The 18,069-nt window shown below is 70.8% G+C and carries 13 protein-coding genes; 4 read left to right on the forward strand and 9 right to left on the reverse strand.

The genetic code is table 11. The annotated features are described in order from the left end of the window. Positions 1-52 precede the first annotated feature (52 nt). From AW27_RS21970 to AW27_RS21980, 3 genes are all read right to left on the reverse strand, one after another. Positions 53-1,081, reverse strand: a complete 1,029-nt coding sequence (locus AW27_RS21970) for an aspartate-semialdehyde dehydrogenase (RefSeq protein ID WP_037923676.1) — start codon at positions 1,079-1,081, stop codon at positions 53-55. 263 nt (positions 1,082-1,344) lie between these two features. Beyond that, positions 1,345-4,668, reverse strand: a complete 3,324-nt coding sequence (locus AW27_RS21975) for a S8 family serine peptidase (RefSeq protein WP_037924361.1) — start codon at positions 4,666-4,668, stop codon at positions 1,345-1,347. A 273-nt stretch (positions 4,669-4,941) separates the two neighbouring features. Next, a complete protein-coding gene (locus tag AW27_RS21980) occupies positions 4,942-5,502 on the reverse strand; it encodes a CGNR zinc finger domain-containing protein (protein ID WP_037923678.1) in 561 nt (186 codons plus the stop codon). Positions 5,503-5,624: 122 nt separating this feature from the next. Here AW27_RS21980 and AW27_RS21985 point away from each other — a divergent pair, with 122 nt between their 5' ends. Both AW27_RS21985 and AW27_RS21990 read left to right on the forward strand, forming a co-directional pair. Further along, positions 5,625-6,086 (forward strand): VOC family protein, encoded by a 462-nt coding sequence (locus AW27_RS21985; RefSeq protein WP_037923680.1) that lies wholly within the window; start codon positions 5,625-5,627, stop codon positions 6,084-6,086. Further along, positions 6,083-6,967 carry a pyridoxamine 5'-phosphate oxidase family protein gene (locus tag AW27_RS21990; protein ID WP_037923683.1) on the forward strand — a complete coding sequence of 295 codons (885 nt, stop codon included), beginning with the start codon at positions 6,083-6,085 and terminating at the stop codon, positions 6,965-6,967. Before AW27_RS21985 ends, AW27_RS21990 begins: the two co-directional genes overlap by 4 nt. On the opposite strand, the gene AW27_RS21995 is transcribed toward AW27_RS21990, so the two are convergent. Both AW27_RS21995 and pepN read right to left on the reverse strand, forming a co-directional pair. Further along, complete coding sequence (locus tag AW27_RS21995) at positions 6,943-7,905, reverse strand: hypothetical protein (protein WP_037923686.1); 963 nt, start codon at positions 7,903-7,905, stop codon at positions 6,943-6,945. The genes AW27_RS21990 and AW27_RS21995 overlap by 25 nt on opposite strands. 252 nt (positions 7,906-8,157) lie before the next feature. Beyond that, positions 8,158-10,713 (reverse strand): aminopeptidase N, encoded by a 2,556-nt coding sequence (pepN, locus tag AW27_RS22000; RefSeq protein ID WP_037923688.1) that lies wholly within the window; start codon positions 10,711-10,713, stop codon positions 8,158-8,160. 139 nt (positions 10,714-10,852) lie between these two features. Between pepN and AW27_RS22005 the strand changes: the two genes are divergently transcribed. Then, entirely contained in the window at positions 10,853-11,503 is a 651-nt protein-coding gene (locus AW27_RS22005; protein ID WP_037923690.1) for a mycothiol-dependent nitroreductase Rv2466c family protein, read from the forward strand. 148 nt (positions 11,504-11,651) lie between these two features. Here the strand turns inward: AW27_RS22005 and AW27_RS22010 are convergent, their stop codons facing one another. The 3 genes from AW27_RS22010 to AW27_RS22020 form a co-directional block, all read right to left on the reverse strand. Continuing rightward, positions 11,652-12,308 carry a superoxide dismutase gene (locus AW27_RS22010; protein ID WP_037923692.1) on the reverse strand — a complete coding sequence of 219 codons (657 nt, stop codon included), beginning with the start codon at positions 12,306-12,308 and terminating at the stop codon, positions 11,652-11,654. Between the two features lie 161 nt (positions 12,309-12,469). After that, the gene (locus tag AW27_RS22015; RefSeq protein ID WP_037923695.1) at positions 12,470-13,873 is read right to left on the reverse strand and encodes an amino acid permease; all 1,404 of its coding nucleotides are present in this window, start codon (positions 13,871-13,873) and stop codon (positions 12,470-12,472) included. A 216-nt stretch (positions 13,874-14,089) separates the two neighbouring features. Continuing rightward, entirely contained in the window at positions 14,090-15,490 is a 1,401-nt protein-coding gene (locus tag AW27_RS22020; protein WP_037923698.1) for an amino acid permease, read from the reverse strand. Between the two features lie 285 nt (positions 15,491-15,775). On the opposite strand from AW27_RS22020, the gene AW27_RS22025 reads away from it, so the two are divergent. Continuing rightward, positions 15,776-16,360, forward strand: a complete 585-nt coding sequence (locus tag AW27_RS22025; protein WP_037923700.1) for a biotin transporter BioY — start codon at positions 15,776-15,778, stop codon at positions 16,358-16,360. 93 nt (positions 16,361-16,453) lie between these two features. Here the strand turns inward: AW27_RS22025 and AW27_RS22030 are convergent, their stop codons facing one another. Further along, on the reverse strand, positions 16,454-17,890 hold the full coding sequence (locus tag AW27_RS22030) for an amino acid permease (RefSeq protein ID WP_037923702.1): 1,437 nt from the start codon (positions 17,888-17,890) through the stop codon (positions 16,454-16,456). Positions 17,891-18,069 lie beyond the last annotated feature (179 nt).

Consider the following 18,069-nt stretch of genomic DNA (forward strand, 5'->3'; position numbering starts at 1 on the left):
GCGGGCGCCGTGCGGCGCCCGCCCTCCGGGCGGTGCGGTTCCGGGTGCGGGGTCAGCCGCGCAGCTCCTCGGCCACGAGCTCCGCGATCTGGACCGCGTTCAGCGCGGCGCCCTTGCGGAGGTTGTCGTTCGACACGAACAGCGCGAGGCCGTTGTCCACCGTCTCGTCGACGCGGATGCGGCCCACGTACGAGGCGTCCTGGCCTGCGGCCTGGAGGGGGGTCGGGATCTCGGAGAGCTCCACGCCCGCGGCGTCCTTCAGCAGCTCGTAGGCGCGCTCGACGCTGATCGGCCGGTCGAAGCGGGCGTTGATCTGGAGGGAGTGCCCGGAGAAGACCGGTACGCGCACGCAGGTGCCCGAGACCTTGAGCTCCGGGATCTCCAGAATCTTGCGGGACTCGTTGCGCAGCTTCTGCTCCTCGTCGGTTTCGAAGGAGCCGTCGTCGACGATCGAACCGGCGAGCGGGAGCACGTTGAAGGCGATCGGACGCTTGTAGACGCCCGGCTCGGGGAAGTCCACGGCACCGCCGTCGTGGACCAGCCCGGTCGCGCCCTCGGCAACGGCCTTGACCTGGCCGTCGAGCTCGGCCACACCGGCCAGGCCGGAGCCGGAGACCGCCTGGTAGGTGGTGGCGACCAGCGAGGTCAGGCCGGCCTCGTCGTGGAGCGGGCGCAGCACCGGCATGGCCGCCATGGTGGTGCAGTTCGGGTTCGCGATGATGCCCTTGGGGCGGTTCCGGATCGCGTGCGGGTTGACTTCGGAGACCACGAGGGGGACCTCGGGGTCCTTGCGCCAGGCGGAGGAGTTGTCGATGACCACGGCGCCCTGCGAGGCGACCTTCTCGGCCAGGGCCTTCGAGGTGGCGCCGCCCGCGGAGAAGAGCACGATGTCCAGGCCGGAGTAGTCGGCCGCGGAGGCGTCCTCGATGGTGATCTCGCGGCCCTCCCACTCGATCGTCGAGCCGGCGGACCGGGCCGAGGCGAACAGGCGCAGCTCGTCCACCGGGAACTTGCGCTCGGCGAGGATGCTGCGCATGACTGCGCCGACCTGACCGGTGGCTCCGACGATTCCGACCCTCACGGTGACTCCTTCTGCTCCGTACGACGCGGGCGCGCGTGGAGCCATCATGCGTTCGACCCCACGCGCCTTGTCCAATTCATTGTCCGAGGAACGGACGGTTTTCTGGATGCGCACCCCCGTGACGCCTGCGTGACGGGGGTGCCCCGCCGGCTCCGGAACAGCCGTTTTGCCTGGTCGGAGCCGGAGCCGGAGCCGGAGGGGAAACGGCCCGAGGGGGCGGTGCTCGTCAGAGCGCCGCCCCCTCGGGTTCCCCGCGGAAGGTGCTAGGGGAGGACCTTCTCGATCTGCACGCTGCCGGTGCCCGCGGCGGTGCCGCGGGCGTTGAGCAGCTCGACCTGGCCGAAGAACTGACGGCCCTCCGGGGCCGCGCCGGTGACCAGGACGTTCGCCGAGACCTGCGCGGTGGCGCCGGTGGCGAGGTTCACCGCGGCGGCCTCGTCGACCTGGACGGAGCCCAGGGCGGCCGAGAAGAACACGTCGCGGTAGTCGTAGGTGGTGGAGCCGGCCGGGACCGCGTAGCCGATCACCTTGACCGTGTAGGTGCCCGCGGCCGGGTTCACCAGGCTCACGGCCTCCTCGGAGTCGCCGTCGGCGGAGGAGCCCACCTTGACGCCGTCCTTGTAGACCTCAAGGTCGAGGTCGGCGGCGGTGTCGGACACCTTGCCGATCGCGACGTCGAGGCGGGAGGTGCCCGCGGGCACCGCGATCTCGGTGGTCTGGGTCTCACCGTCCGCGATGGTCGGCTTGGCGACCTTCGCGGAACCGAGCGGGCCGCCCTTGAGCTTGCCGCCGGAGATGGCCGCGCCGGAGTTCTTGACGCTCCACTGGACCGGGGCCGGGGTGCCCTGCTTCACCTCGGGCAGGACCTTGACCGCGGGGTCGAAGGCAGCGCCGAGCACGGAGACGTCCAGCGTGAACGGGTTGTCCAGGACCGGCGACGTACGACGGGCCTCGACCTCGATCTCCCAGACGCCCGGCGCCGGCTCGGGGTACGAGCGCACGTCGGGACGGCAGGTGTTGGCCGGGTTGTCGTAGTTCGGGTAGCAGTTGATGGTGGACGTGGGGTCCACCGGCACGCCGTACGGGTGGATCGCGATGAAGCGCGTCTGGGCGCCGGCCGCGAGACCGCTGAGCGCGACCTCCAGGCTCTTGGCACCCGGCGGCACCGTCACGAAGTACGACTTGTGCGAGTTGCGCTCCACGGTGGAGGACTGCGACAGGGAGAACGCCGGCGCGGCCAGGGGGGCGGAAGCCACGACGGTCGTCAGGATCTGCTTGTCGATGCCCTCGGTGGTCTCGTCGTCCAGCTGCAGGATGCCGCTGTGGACGCCGGCCGTCTTGGGCTTGGCCTCGACCTTGATGGTGACGGGCTTGTTCAGCGGCAGGGTGACGTAGTCGTAGCCGCCGATGACCTTGAAGGTGCCGTCGTTGTTGCGCCAGCTCAGGTCGTGCCGGGTGCCGTACTTGACACCCGTGGTGCGGGTGACGACGACGTTGTAGACCTTCTTCTGGCCGACCTTGAGGCCGCCCTCGCGGTCGTACAGGCCGGTGCCGAAGCCCGGGGTCTTCAGGAACTGGTCGATCGCGGTGTCGACCGGCGCCTTGACGGTGAACTCGTTGGCCCTGGCGTCGCGCTGGATGGACTCCCACGCGCCGTTCACGTCGATCAGACCCGAACCCTGCGCGTGCGCCGGGACGTCGTGGATCTTCTTCGCGGAACTCGTCAGCGCGATGCGCAGGGAGGCCGGGGTCAGCTTGATGTTCTGCTGCTTCGCGGCCGAGATCAGCAGGGCGCTCGCGCCCGCGGCCTGCGGCGAGGCCATCGAGGTGCCCTGGAGCATGCCGTAACCGGCCGGCAGGGTGTAGCCGGCCTCCTTCACCGGCGCGCCGGGCAGCCAGGTCTGGATGGTGTTGATGGCCGCGCCGGGGGCGCTGATGGTCGGCGTGAAGCCGCCGTCCTCACGCGGACCGCGCGAGGAGAAGGGGAACATGTTGTACTTCGTGCTCACGCCGGAGCCGTAGTTGGCGGCCCAGGTCTCCTTCGAGACCGAGGCGCCCACGGAGATGACCTTGTCCGCGAGGGCCGGGTCGCCGATGGTGTTCAGCCCCGGGCCGGAGTTGCCGGCGGAGATGACCAGCTGGACCCCGTAGGTGTCGATGAGGTTGCGGTAGAGCTCGGCGCGCGCGTTGTTGCCGTCGTTCAGCGCCGGCAGGCCGCCGATGGACATGTTGACGATGTCCACACCGCGGTTGACGACGAGGTCGATCATGCCCTCGGTCAGCGCGATGTTGGTGCAGCCGCCGGACCAGGAGCAGGCGCGCGAGGAGACGAGCTTGGCGCCGGGCGCCTCGCCGTTCATCTTGCCGCCGAAGAGGCTGTTGGCGGCGGTGATGCCGGCGACGTGCGTGCCGTGCTCGGACTCGATGATGCCGATGTTGACGAAGTCGACCTTCTTGCCGACCCAGTCCCCGCCCAGCGGGTCCATCGGGACGTCCTTGCGGATCTCGATCACGAACGGGATCCGCTCGGCGACGTCGGTCGCCGGGTTGTCCGTGCCGAAGTAACCGATCTGGTAGCCGTCCTTGTACGGCTTCATCGGCTCGTTGTTGGTGAAGTCGCCGTCCTGGTCGGTGTCGACACGCACGGTGCCGGCGGCCGCGTCGTACAGCATGCCGAACCGGTCGGTGGTGTCCCCGTCCCGGTTGACGTCACCCTTCATGTCACCGTTCGCGGTGATCGACTCGCTGAAGCGGCTCCACTGGAAGCTGCCTTCGGGCGCCTTCCAGCTCTGGCCGCCCGCGGTGAAGGTGCCGCCCGCGGTGGTGACCGGGGTGATCTGGGCCCGCCAGGTACCGTCGTTGTCGGTGATCGGGTCGGTCGCCGTCACCCAGTCGACGATCTTGCGCTCGCCGGTGGTGGTCTTCTGCAGGGCCGGGTGGCCGAGGTCGACACCCGAGTCCATGATGCCGATCGTCACACCGCGGCCGTCGGCCTGCGGGTTCTGCGCGACGAAGTCGACCGCCCCGGTCTCGAAGGATGGGTTGTACGGGTTCTTCGCCGGGGTGTTCTGGTCCGGCGCCGCGTACGTCCCGGCCGAGGTCTTCTTGGCCGTGCCGCTCTCCCGGCCGGCGTCGGGCCGCGGGTCGGGCAGCTGGATCTCGTGACGCAGGTCGATGCCGTGCACCGAGGACAGCTTGGCGGCCGCCTTCAGCGCGGCCTCCGCCTTGCCGGTCGGCAGGGTGGCGCGCACGTAGCCCAGGTTGTCGTAGGTCCGGCCGACCGAGGCGCCCTGGACGGAGTCCAGCTGGTCGGCGACCTGCTTGGTCTGGCCGGGGGCGGTCGCGACCATGACGGTGACGTTCGCGTCACCCTTGGCCTTGGCCTCCTGGAGGAGCTCGACGTCGGCCGAACCGAGCTTCTGGTCAGCGGACTTGACGGCCGGTGAGGTGCCCGGGGTGTCCGTGCCGGTCGCCGCGAACGCGGGCACGGCGCCGCCGGCCACGAGGGCGGCGACCAGGCCGGCCGCGGCCGCGACGCGCACGGCACGTCTGGCCCCGGGTATGGAGCTGGGGGATTCGAGGGTCATCAGCATCCCTGGTAAGTGAAAGATACGGTCCGGATTTCGGTGCCGGATGACCGGTCAGCTTTGCGCAACGGACCGCTCTTTGGGGAGGGATGTCATCGACCGAGACCTACCGTGGCGGACACTCGCCAGTGCGGTGTTTCCGCCAGTGAGCCCGTATCCGGGCACAGTGGTGCGAAACCCTGGGGCCAAGTAGTCGATTTATCGACATGGCGGCCCCGAGTCGACACCGGCGCGAGGCCGGGCGCCGGCACCGGTGTGACAGATTTCGAGCGATCAGCGCTCGCGCGTGCGCGCGTAGTGGCGCGAGGCCTTCGCCCTGTTCCCGCAGGACGACATCGAGCACCACCGCCGCGTTCCGTTGCGCGAGGTGTCGTGGAAGTGCAGGATGCACGTCTCCGAGGCGCAGGCGCGGATCCGCTCGGGCGTCGAGCTCAGCAGGTCGAGGTAGTCGCGCGCGGCCGTCCAGGCCGGACCCCAGGCCGGATCGGCGAACTCGGCCCGCTCGCCGGGACCTTCGGGGGTCAGGGTGGCGCGGATGCGGCCGTGCTCCAGTACGGCGTCCACGAGTGCCCGTGCACTGTCGTCGGCCGGGTCCGCCACCGCGCGGGCCAAGGCCTCGCGCGCGGTCATCAGGTGGACGAGGGTCGGGGCGTCGGCCTGGAACCGGTCGGCCAGTCCGGTGGACCGCAGCCAGACCGCGAGCCCTTCGACCCGGCCGAGACCGAAGGCGCCGGCGAAGAGGTCGACGGGCTCACCCTCGCGCATCCAGCGCGTGTTCAGCAGGTCGAGGGCGATCGGCTCCCCGGTCAGGGGTCGCGGGTCCGCAGTCGTCATGTCCCTCTCCTCATTCACTAACCCCTCAAGGATACGTGAACGGTTGACGCCCTCCTCCCTAACCCCTAAAGTGCATGTAGAAGGTTAGAACTCGTTGAACGGCCTCTGGGGAAGGACCCGTCATGACCACCGCCATCAGCAAGCTCCGCACCGGGCACGTCGGCCTGAACGTCACCGATCTGGACCGCTCGCTCGCCTTCTACCGGGACGCCCTCGGCTTCCAGGCGCTGGAGGAAGGCAAGGAGGAGGGCCGCCGCTTCGCCTTCCTGGGCCAGGACGGCGAGCCCGTCCTCACGCTCTGGCAGCAGGCCGACGGCCCCTTCGTGCCAACCGCTGCGGGCCTGCACCACCTGGCCCTCTCGGCCGGCACGGTCGAGGAGGTGCGCGCGTACGAGGAGCGGCTGCGCGGCCTGGGCGTCACCTTCGCCCACGAGGGCCTCGTCGCGCACGGCGAGGGCACGGCCTCCGGCGGCATCTTCTTCCACGACCCCGACGGCATCCGCCTGGAGATCTCCGTACCGGCCGGTGCCGAGGGTGCCCCCGCTCCCACCGCAGGGGCGCCGACCTGCGGGTTCTTCTCATGAGCGGGGTCTATCACCGGGGTTCGCTGGCGGTGCAGGAGCGGGTCGGCGTGCGCGGGCCGGCCGAGCACGTCGGCCGTTCGATCACAACGGGCATCCGCGACGTCGCCGCGGCCTTCCTGGAGCTCCAGCCGCACCTGGTCGTCGGGGCCGCGGACGGCGCCGGCCGGATGTGGGCCTCCTGGCTCACCGGGCCGCCCGGCTTCGTGCGGGCCACCGGCCCGCACCGGATCGCCGTCACGAGCGGTCCGCTCGCGGGTGATCCGCTCGCCGAAGCGCTGGCCACGGCCGGGACCCGGCTCGGGACCCTCGCCCTCGACCCGCGCACCCGGCGCCGGATGCGGCTCAACGGAACGCTCGCGACGACCCCGCGGGGCTTCGCCGTCGAGGCGGAGCAGGTCTTCGCCAACTGTCCGAAGTACCTGCAGAAGCGGCAGCCGCTGGAACGGGTCGCGGAGGGGGCCGGAGTGGTGCACCGCGGGGACGCGCTCACCGCCGGCCAGGTGCGGACCGTACGGGCGGCCGACACCTTCTTCGTCGCCACCACGGGACCGGACGGGGCCGACGCCAGCCACCGCGGCGGCTTGCCGGGCTTCGTGGAGGTGCTGTCACCGGCCGAGCTGGCCTGGCCCGACTACGCGGGCAACTCCATGTTCCTGACCCTGGGGAACCTGACCGCCGACCCGCGGGCCGGGCTGCTCTTCCCGGACTGGGAGAGCGGGGCCGTCCTCCAGCTCAGCGGCCGGGCCCGGACGGAGTTCGCGTCCGACGGCAGCCGTCGCACCCGCTTCAGGGTGGAGTCGGTGGTGGAGGCCGTACATCCGGGGCGGCTGTTGTGGAGCACCCCGGAGTACTCCCCTCACCTCGGGAGCACCACCAGGTAGGCGGCGGGCTCGCGGTCACCGGAAGCCGTCAGGGCGGTCCGGATGACCGCGGCCTGCTGCTCGGGCCAGTCCCGGAGCTTGCGCGGGGTGATGTGGACGACGGTCACCCCGAGCCGCTCCAGGGCCTCCCGCTTGCGCACGCACGCGGACCACCCCTCGTCCTCCCCCTGACGCGGCGCGCGGGTGTCGATCTCCACGGCCACGGCGTGCTCGGGCCAGAACGCGTCGACGCCGCCGAGGTGCGGACCGCCGGGGATCCGCAGGTCCACGTTCCATACGGGGTCGGGCAGTCCATGGCCGCGGACGACCTGGTAGAGCCGGTCCTCGGCGATCGCCCGGCCCTCCGCCAGCAGGGACTCGACGGCGTCGACCACGTGCGGCCGGTTCAGCAGCCGGGCCACCGTCAGCTCCCGTACGACGGCGGCCGGTTCGCACGCCCCGCTGCGGACCGCCTCGCTCAGCAGCCGGCGTACGGTACCGGCGTCGTCGAGCTGCGCGACGGCGTCGGCGACGGCCCGCGCGACGGGCGCCACGGGCAGCCCGGTGACCTCCTGGGGCCGGGGCGCGGTGTGCACGCGCACGATCCGCACGTCGCCGGTGGACCGCAGCCGCCGGGTGCCCGGCACCAGGACGTCGATGTGCGAGAGGGCGAGCAGCGGGGGCGCGGAGGGGAAGCGGTACAGGGCCAGGGCCGCCAGCCCGGTGATCATGGCCTCGCCCGCGCCGCGCCGGCCCGCGTACAGCAGCGCCGCGTGCAGCCGTTCCTCGCTGGTCGCCGGCCCGGTGTGGAGCAGGAACACACCGGGCAGGATCTGCTGCCAGGGCCGCTCGGCGGCCTCGGAAGCGCTCACGCCGTGCTCGCGCAGCTGGGCGAGGGTCAGCACGCGCGGGCTGTTGCCGGTGAGGTGGGCGAGGGGGAGGGGTGCGTTGTGGTTCATGACGCGGTGATTCCCTCAGGCCATGGCCTTGCTAACCCCTGTTACACGCTCGTCGGCAAATCCGGACAAGCCGGGGCTAAAGTACGGGCGTTCGACTGCCGATGAGGTGCGCCCGTACGGGTGACCGGACCGCACCGCGGTTGCCGGGGCTCCGCCCGGACCCCGCCCGGACCCCGCCCCGGAGAGGCTGGATCGTCCAGCCCGTCCGGGGCGCGAGGCCCGGAGCCGGGCAGAGCACGGGCCCGGGGCCGGTCAGCCGGCCGCCGCGTCGCACCGCTGCGCGGCAAGGGCCCGGGCCAGGTCGTCGCGGGACTCCAGGACCAGGCGGCGCAGCGCCGGGGCGGCGGCCTCGTGTCCGGCCAGCCAGGCGTCCGTGGCGTCCAGCGTGGCGGCGTCGCCCTGGAGCGAGGGGTAGAGCCCCTTGACAATGTCCATCGCGATCTGGATCGACCGGTCCGACCACACCCGCTCGATGACCTCGAAGTAGCGCCCCGCGTGGGCCGCCAGCAGGTCCCGCTGCGACGACTGCTGCATACCCGCGATCGTCGCCTCCACCAGGGCGTTCGACAGCGCGTCCGACTCGACGACCGCGGCCCATGCCTGGTCCTTCACCGCCTGCGAGGGGCGAGCCGCCAGGCACCGCACCTGGTGCCGCTTGCCCGACGCCGTGTCGTCCCGCGCCAGTTCGGCGGCGAGGACTGCCTCGTCCACCGCACCGTGCGCGGCCAGCGGCAGCAGGAAGTCCCAGCGCAGCTCCTGGTCCACCTCCAGCCCGTCGATCCGCGCCGAGCCCTCCAGCAGCCCGAGGAGCAGCTGGAAGTCGCCCTCGGTCGCCGCGCTCGCCGCGAAGAACCGAGCCCAGGTCAGCTGGTGCTCCGACCCCGGCGCCGCCGCCCGCAGCTCGTGCAGCGCTCCCGCCGCCAGGTCCCGGCCGACCTGCTCGCGCCGGTCCGGCGCCGCGTAGTGGGTGACCGAGGCGCGAGCCTGCGCGTGCAGCTGCTGCAGGACGCCGACGTCCGTCTCCCGGCCCGCGTGCGCCAGTACCAGCGAGACGAAGTCGTGCGCCGGCATCAGGCCGTCCCGCGTCAGGTTCCACAGCGCCGACCAGCTCAGCGCCCGCGCCAGCGGATCCGTCAGGTCGCCCAGGTGCGCGCGCAGCGCGGCCAGCGAACCCTCGTCGAAACGGACCTTGCAGTAGGTGAGGTCCTCGTCGTTGACCAGGACCAGGTCGGGCCGGTCCTGCCCGGACAGCTCCCCGATCACCGAGCGGGATCCGCGGACGTCGGCCTCGGCTCGCGCGTAGCGGACCAGCGAGCCGTCCGGCTCCCGCCGGTACAGGCCGACGCCGACCCGGTGCGGACGCAGCTCGTCGCCCTCCTGGACGACGGCGAGCTCGGCGATCCGCCCCTGGGCGTCGTGGGTCACCACCGGCGTCAGCACGTTCACGCCCGCCGTCTGCAGCCAGGCCCGCGACCACTCGGTCATGTCGCGGCCGGACACCTCGCCGAGTACCGACAGCAGGTCGTCGAGGGTGGTGTTCCCGTAGGCGTTCGCCTTGAAGTAGCGGCGCGCGCCCTCCAGGAACGCCTCCCGGCCCACGTAGGCGACCAGCTGCTTGAGCACCGCCGCGCCCTTGGCGTAGGTGATGCCGTCGAAGTTCAGCTTCGCGTCCTCCAGGTCACGGATGTCGGCCGTGATCGGGTGCGTGGACGGCAGCTGGTCGGCGCGGTAGGCCCACGCCTTGCGGTTGTTGGCGAAGGTCACCCAGGCCTGGTCGAAGCGGGTGGCCTCGACGAGCCCGAAGGAGCCCATGAAGTCCGCGAAGGACTCCTTCAGCCACAGGTCGTCCCACCACTTCATGGTGACCAGGTCGCCGAACCACATGTGCGCCATCTCGTGGAGGATCACGTTCGCGCGCCGCTCGTACGAGGCCTGCGTGACCTTGCCGCGGAAGATGTACTCCTCCCGGAAGGTCACCATCCCCGGGTTCTCCATGGCGCCCAGGTTGTACTCCGGCACGAAGGCCTGGTCGTACTTCCCGAAGGGGTAGGGGTAGTCGAAGATCTCGTGGAAGAGGTCGAAGCCCTGCTTGGTGACGAGGAAGACGTCGTCCGCGTCGAAGTGCTTCGCCAGGCCCTTGCGGCACATGGCGCCCAGCGGGATGGTCAGGTCGCCGCGGGTGTAGGTGTCCGTCACGTAGTGGTACGGCCCCGCAACCACGCAGGTGATGTACGTGGAGATCGGCGCGGTCTCGGCGAAGCGGCGGGTCCGGCCCTCGCGGGACTCCTCGGCGCCGTTGCTCCACACCTGCCAGCCCTCCGGCGCGGTGACCTCGAAGCGGTAGGGCGCCTTCAGGTCGGGCTGCTCGAAGTTCGCGTACACCCGGCGGGCGTCGGCCGGTTCGTACTGCGTGTAGAGGTAGACCTCGCCGTCCTCCGGGTCCACGAAGCGGTGCAGGCCCTCGCCCGTCCGGCTGTACGCACAGTTCGCGTCCACCACCAGGACGTTCTCGGAGGCCAGGCCGTCCAGGGCGATCCGGGCCCCGTCGAAGACGGCGGACACGTCCAGCGCCCGCCCGTTCAGGGTCACCGAGTTCACCGACGGCGCGATCAGGTCCGCGAAGGTGGCACCGCCGGGCGTCGCGGCCCGGAAGCGGATCGTCGTCACCGAGCGGAAGGTCCGCGGGCCCTCGGCCGGCTCGGCCTCGTCCACCGCCGAGCTGATGTCGAGGACGACCTCGTACCCGTCGACGGACAGCAGCTCGGCCCGCTCGCGGGCCTCCTCGCGGGACAGATTCTCTCCGGGCACCTGCACTCCTTCGTGCGCGATCGCGTTCTTGACCGAATCCTCGCACGAGGGGGAATGCGTGCGGCGGCGTCCTGGTTGGCGACGGAGGACATGCGCCGTTGACGCCTTTTTCCACCTGAGACCGACACCGAGGAGAGACATGAGCGAGACCCAGGTGCGCGAGAAGACCCCGGTCGACTTCTGGTTCGACCCGCTCTGCCCTTGGGCCTGGATGACGTCCCGTTGGATGCTGGAGGTCGAGAAGGTCCGCGACGTCGAGGTGCGCTGGCACGTGATGAGCCTGGCCGTGCTCAACGAGAACAAGCTCGACGAGCTGCCCGAGGTCTACCGCGAGCTCCTCGGCCCCAAGGGCTGGGCGCCGGTGCGCGTGGTGATAGCCGCCCAGCAGAAGCACGGCGACGAGATCACCGGCAAGCTCTACACCGCGCTCGGCACCCGCATCCACAACGAGGACAAGGGCGCGACCCGTGAGGTGATCGCCGAGGCGCTGGCCGAGGTCGGCCTGCCGGCCGAGCTGCTCGCGTACGCCGACTCCGACGAGTACGACGAGGTGCTGCGGGCCTCGCACGACAACGGCATCGACCGCGTGGGCCAGGAGGTCGGCACTCCGGTGATCTCCGTTCCGGGCGCCGACGGCGAGGGCGACGTCGCCTTCTTCGGCCCCGTCGTGACCCCGACCCCGCGCGGCGAGGCCGCCGCCCGGCTGTGGGACGGCACCCTGCTCGTCGCCTCCACGCCCGGCTTCTACGAGATCAAGCGGACCCGCACCAAGGGCCCGTCCTTCGAGTAGCCCGTACGGCGAGGACACAGAAGACCCCCGTGAGTCACGTCCTCACGGGGGTCTTCCGCTGGACACCCCGGCCAGTGAAGGTTGAGAAGACGATCACGAGGCTGGGGGCACCTCCCGGCGGTAGCTGGGGGAGGGCTCGGGCGTGCGATCAGCCCTTGACGGGGATCAGCAGCGGGGTGTTGGCCTTGGCGTCGGCGTAGCGCCGGGAGACGTCCTGCCAGTTGACGACGTTCCACATCGCCTCGATGAAGTCCACCTTCTGGTTCTTGTACTGCAGGTAGAAGGCGTGCTCCCAGGCGTCGAAGACCAGGATCGGGGTGCTGGCGACACCCACGTTGCCCTGGTGGTCGTAGACCTGCTCGACGACGAGGCGGCCGCTGACGGGCTCGTACGCGAGCACGCCCCAGCCGGAACCCTGCGTGGCGGAGGACGCGAAGGTCAGCTGCTTCTTGAACTTCGCGAAGGAGCCGAAGGACTCGGTGATCGCGTCGGCCAGCTCGCCCAGGCCGTCGGCCGCGGTGGGCTCGCCGCCGCCCTCGCCGGTCTTCGGGCTGGCCATGTTGTGCCAGTAGATGCTGTGCAGGATGTGGCCGGAGAGATGGAACGCGAGGTTCTTCTCCAGGCCGTTGAGCGCGCCCCAGTTCTCCTTGTCGCGCGCCTCCGCCAGCTGCTCCAGGGTGTTGTTGGCGCCCGTGACGTAGGCCGCGTGGTGCTTGTCGTGGTGCAGCTCGATGATCTGCGGGTTGATCACCGGCTCCAGCGCCGCGTAGTCGTACGGAAGCTCAGGAAGCGTGTAGATGGCCATGCGTGTTGTCCGGTCCCCTCGGCGTGCCAATCGCTAATTGCAATTAATGCGCAACTGCACGCTAGCAGTATCTATTCCCAGTCACACGTAAGGGTTGCCTCTGTGCGACGCAGGCGGGCCCCGTGCTTCCGCACGGGGCCCGCCTGGTGGTCGAAGGGTGTTCAGCGGGCGACGGCCGCCCGGCGCTGCAGCGCGTATCCGGTCACGGCCAGGGCCACGGCGAGCCCGCCGGTGAAGATCACCTGCACTCGGGTGTCCTCACCCCGAGCCATGAGCACGAGGACCCCGGCCACCCCGGCCAGCGCCACCCAGGTCAGGTACGGGAACCCCCACATCCGCACCACGAGCTTCTCCGGAGCCTCGCGCTCCAGCCGGCGGCGCAACACGCTCTGCGAGACGGCGATGAAGCCCCAGACGACGAGGATGACGCCGCCGACCATGTTCAGCAGCCAGGCGAACAGGGTGTCCGGGTACCAGTACGACAGCAGCACGGTGGCGAAGCCGAAGCCGGAGGAGGCGAGCACGGCCCGGCGCGGGACGCCGCCGGCGACCCTGCCCAGCGCCCGGGGCCCCTGGCCGCGGGAGACGAGGGAGTGGGCCATGCGCGAGGAGCCGTAGATGTTGGCGTTCATCGCGGACAGCAGGGCGATCAGGATGACCACGTTCATGATGTCGCCGGCGGCCGGGATGCCCAGGTGGTCCAGGGTGGCCGCGTACGGGCCGTCCTCCCTGACCTCCGGGTCGTTCCACGGCAGCAGGGTGACGATGACGAGCATGGAGCCGACGTAGACGACGGCGATGCGCCACATGGTGGTCCTCACCGCCGTGGCCACCCCCTTGACCGGGTCCTCCGACTCGGCGGCGGCGATGGTGACCGTCTCCAGTCCGCCGTAGGCGACGACCGAGGCCAGCAGGCCGACCAGCAGGCCGTCCACGCCGCCGGGCAGGAAGCCGCCGCCGTGGAGCAGGTTGGCCGTGCCGGCTGCGTCGGTGCCGGGCAGCAGGCCGAGGACGGCCAGCACGCCCAGCCCCAGGAAGAGGGCGATGGCACCGATCTTGAGGGCCGCGAACCAGAACTCGAACTCGCCGAAGTTCGAGACGGCGGCCAGGTTGGAGCCACAGAACAGTGCCATGAAGACCAGCACCCACATCCACGACGGGGTGCCCGGGAACCAGCCCGTCATGATGTGCGCCGCACCGATGGCCTCGATGGCCACGCCCACGCACAGCAGCGCCCAGAACATCCAGCCGACGGTGAACCCGGCCCACGGGCCGATCGCCCGTTCCGCGTGCACCGAGAAGGAGCCGGAGGCGGGGTTGGCGGCGGACATCTCGCCGAGCATCCGCATCACGAACATCACGAGCAGTCCGGACGCGGCGTAGGCGAGCACGATCGAGGGACCCGCCGCGGCGATGCCGGCCCCGGATCCGACGAAGAGTCCGGCGCCGATGACACCGCCGAGCGCGATCATCGAGAGGTGGCGCTGCTTGAGTCCGTTGCCGAGCGGGGATCCGGCGTCGGTCCGCGGCGGCTCGGGGCGTGCGGCGGTACTGCTGTGGCTCATGGGGAGGTGCCTGTCGGTGCGGGGGCGAAGCGGCCCCAGTGTGCCGAGCGTCCGATCACCGGACGTTCTCTGTCCGATATCCGGACAGCCGCTTCACGGGCCGTGATCGACTCCGTACGGCCCGGGAACGGCAGGACCCCCCGCGCCGCGGCGCGGGGGGTCCTGCCGTTCCCGGGCCGGTGATCCGGCAGACAGGCCGACGGGCAGGCAGGTGGGTCAGCCGGCCCGCCGGTCCCGCAGCTCGCGCACGCCCGCCACCGCGAGGACCAGCAGTGCGGCGCCCGTCGACCACAGCAACTGCGGCCGCGCGGAGTCGTCGAACAGCATCAGGACCAGGACCGCCACCATCCCGGCCAGGGCGGCCCAGGTCGCGTACGGGAACAGCCACATCGGCAGGACCAGCCGCTCGGGCGTGTCCCGCTCGATCCGGCGGCGCAGCTTCAGCTGGGAGACCGCGATCAGTGCCCACACGAACAGCAGCACGGCGCCGACCGCGTTGAGCATGTAGAGGAAGATCGTGTCCGGCCACAGCAGGTTGAGCACCACCGAGGCGAAGCCGAAGGCCACCGAGGCGAACACGGCCCGGCGCGGCACGCCGCCGCCCGAGACCCGCAGCAACGACTTCGGCGCCTCTCCGCGCTCGGCCAGCGAGAAGATCATGCGCGAGGACCCGTACAGGTTCGCGTTGAGTGCCGACAGCAAGGCCACGAACACCACGATGTTCATGATCTGGCCGGCCCCCGGGATGCCGATGGAGTCCAGGACCGCGACGTACGGGCTCTGTCCCGGCTCCAGCGAGTCCCACGGCAGCAGTGTCACGATGACCACCATCGAGCCGACGTAGAAGAAGAGGATGCGCCACACGGCGCTGCGCACCGCACGGGAGACCGACCGGGCCGGGTCGTCGGACTCGGCTGCCGCGATCGTGACGACCTCCAGGCCGCCGAAGGCGAAGACGACCGCGAGCATGCCGGCCACCACGCCGCCGAAGCCCTCGGGGAAGAAGCCGCCGTGGCCGGTGAGGTTCGCCATGCCGACCGGATCCGTGTCCGGGAGCAGGCCGAAGACCGCGAGGGTGCCCAGGACCAGGAAGAGCACGATGGCGCCGACCTTGAGCGCGGCGAACCAGAACTCGAACTCGCCGAAGTTCTTCACCGCGGCGAGGTTGCTCACGGTGAAGACCACCATGAAGAGCAGCACCCACACCCACTGGTCGACCGAAGGCACCCAGCCGTTCGCGATCTTCGCGGCGCCGGTGGCCTCCACGGCGAGCACCACGACGAGCAGGAACCAGTACAGCCAGCCCGCCGAGAAGCCGGCCCAGCGGCCGAGCGCCCGCTCCGCGTAGACGGAGAAGGAGCCGGAGGCCGGCATCGCGGCCGACATCTCGCCCAGCGCGCGCATCACCAGCATCGCGAGGACGCCGGCCAGGAGATAGGAGCAGATGATGGCGGGGCCGGCGATGCCGATGCCCGCGCCGGAGCCGACGAAGAGGCCGGCGCCGATCACGCCGCCCAGCCCCAGCATGGTCAGGTGGCGCTGCTTGAGACTGTGACTGAGGGGTTCCGCGGGCAGCTCGCCCGTTGTGGGAGGTGCTTCTGGCAGGCGCTCACGCATGAGAAGTGCTCGTACTCTCGTTCGGCCCAGCGATGGTGGGGACCCCGCCGTGGGCTTAGCGGGATCCAACAGTCTCGCCGAGTGGCGGTCGTCCGTGCAAAACGGACGCGTTGTTGGATGTTGCACGTGACGGGGGTCACGTTGGCTCGATCGGGGGAGTGAGCTTTGTTGGTTCCCCACCATCGCGGGGAGCAGGGCTTTGTCCCGGGCGGCGGTGGGGCGACCCCGGACCGCGGACTAACGTCGGTGATCGTCCCCACCCCCACCACCTCGCGGAGCCCCCTCATGAGCACTGCTTCCGTCACCCTCCGGCCCGGCGTCGTCCTCGCCGACCTGCTGCCCGCGAGCCGCGTGCGCGATATCGCGCTCGTCGTCGGCGGCGCCGCCCTGACCGGGATCGCCGCGCAGATCGCGGTGCCCGTGCCCGGCTCCCCGGTCCCTGTCACGGGCCAGACCTTCGCCGCACTGCTCGTCGGCACCGCCTTCGGTGCCCGCCGCGGCTTCCTCTCGCTGGCGCTGTACGCCCTCGTCGGCATGGCCGGCGTGCCGTGGTTCGCGGGCGGCACCTCCGGCGCGGGCGGCGCGTCCTTCGGCTACGTGCTCGGCATGCTGCTCGCCGCCACCGTCGTCGGCGCCCTCGCGCGGCGCGGCGCCGACCGCTCGGTCCTGCGTACGGCGGGCGCGATGGCCCTCGGCTCCGCGGTCATCTACGCGGTGGGCGTGCCGTACCTCATGGCCGCCACCGGGATGTCCCTGAGCGCCGCCGTCGCGGCGGGCCTGACCCCGTTCCTGATCGGCGACGCCCTCAAGGCGGCCCTCGCGATGGGCGTCCTGCCGGCCGCCTGGAAGCTGGTGGGCCGGCGCGGCTGATGTCGACGCCCCGGTACCGGCCGGAGTCCGGCCCGCCTTCGGGTTTCGAGGCGGGCCGGACTCCGGCAGACGCACGGGAAGGGCGGGGCCGGCTCAGCCCTGGACGGCGGCCCGCCTGCGGCGCCGGTCCAGGACCACGCCGACGGCCACGACTAGACCGGCGACGAGCGTGGACAGGGTGACGACCTCGCGGTTCGCGTCGTCGACGAACATGTAGCCGATCACGAACGTGATCAGGCCGGCGGTGGCCCAGGTGAGCCACGGGAACAGCCACATCTTCACAGTGAGCTTCTCCGGGGCCTCGCGGACCAGGATCCCGCGCATCCTCAGCTGGGTGAGGCAGATCACCAGCCACACGAAGAGCGCGATGGCACCGGAGGAGTTCAGGAGGAAGTTGAAGACCGTGTCCTTGAAGGCGTAGTTGAAGTAGACGGCGACGAAGCCGAAGACCGTGGAGCCGAGGATCGCGGCGACCGGCACGCCCTTGGCGTTGACCTTGGCGAACGCCCGGGGGGCGTCGCCGCGCTCGCCGAGCGAGAACGCCATGCGCGAGGCGGTGTAGAGGCCCGAGTTCAGGCAGGACAGCACGGCGGTCAGGACGATGACCTCCATGATCGTGCCGGCGTGGGCGATGCCGATCGAGTCGAGGGCGGCGACGTAGGAGCCCTTCTCGGTGATCGACTTGTCGTTCCAGGGGAGCAGCGTCAGCACGACGAAGATCGAGCCGAGGTAGAAGACGCCGATGCGCCAGATCACGGAGTTGGTGGCCTGCGTAACGGCCTTGCGGGGGTTCTCCGACTCGCCGGCGGCGAGAGTGACGATCTCACTGCCCATGAAGGAGAAGACGACCATCAGCACACCGGTGAGGACCGCGCCGTACCCGTTGGGGAAGAAGCCGCCGGTGTCGGTCAGGTGCGCGAAGCCCGCGCCGGGGTTGTCGGAGCCGGGCAGCACGCCGAAGACGGCCAGCATGCCGATGACGACGAAGGCGCCGATGGCGACGACCTTGACGCCCGCGAACCAGAACTCGAACTCACCGTAGGAGGCGACCGAGCCGAGGTTGGTGGCGGTCAGCACCGCCATCACGATCAGGGCCCAGGCCCACTGCGGGACGGCCGGGATCCAGCTCTCCAGGATGGCGGCACCGGCGGTGGCCTCGACCGCGAGGACGACGACCCAGAAGAACCAGTAGAGCCAGCCGATGGAGAAGCCCGCCCAGCGGCCGAGCGCGCGGTCGGCGTAGGCCGAGAAGGAACCCGAGTTCGGGCTGGCGGCGGCCATTTCACCGAGCATCCGCATCACGAAGACCACCATGGCGCCGACGAGGGCGTAGGAGATCAGGATGGCGGGACCGGCCTTGGCGATGCCGCCACCGGAGCCGACGAAGAGACCGGCGCCGATGACGCCGCCGATGGCGATCATGGACAGGTGGCGGTTCTTGAGACCGGCCTTCAGACCGTCGGAGGGCAGGCCCTCACCGGGGTTACCGGTGGAATCGCCTGCCTTCTGAAGGGTCGTCGTGGAGCTCATGGACGAATCCTTAGGTTCTCGGGTTGCGAGCCCAGGCATTCAAACCTGAGATGAACGCAGGACGGAAGACCTCAATCCGGACCACCGGCTTCGGGTGAACGTCCGGGGTCGACGCCCTGCCGTGTCCCATCTGCGTCCTTTGGGTTTACTTGAGCTTGAGAAGTGACTTACGCGACACC

The sequence above is a fragment of the Streptomyces sp. PCS3-D2 genome (assembly GCF_000612545.2).
In the GTDB taxonomy this organism is placed as follows: domain Bacteria; phylum Actinomycetota; class Actinomycetes; order Streptomycetales; family Streptomycetaceae; genus Streptomyces.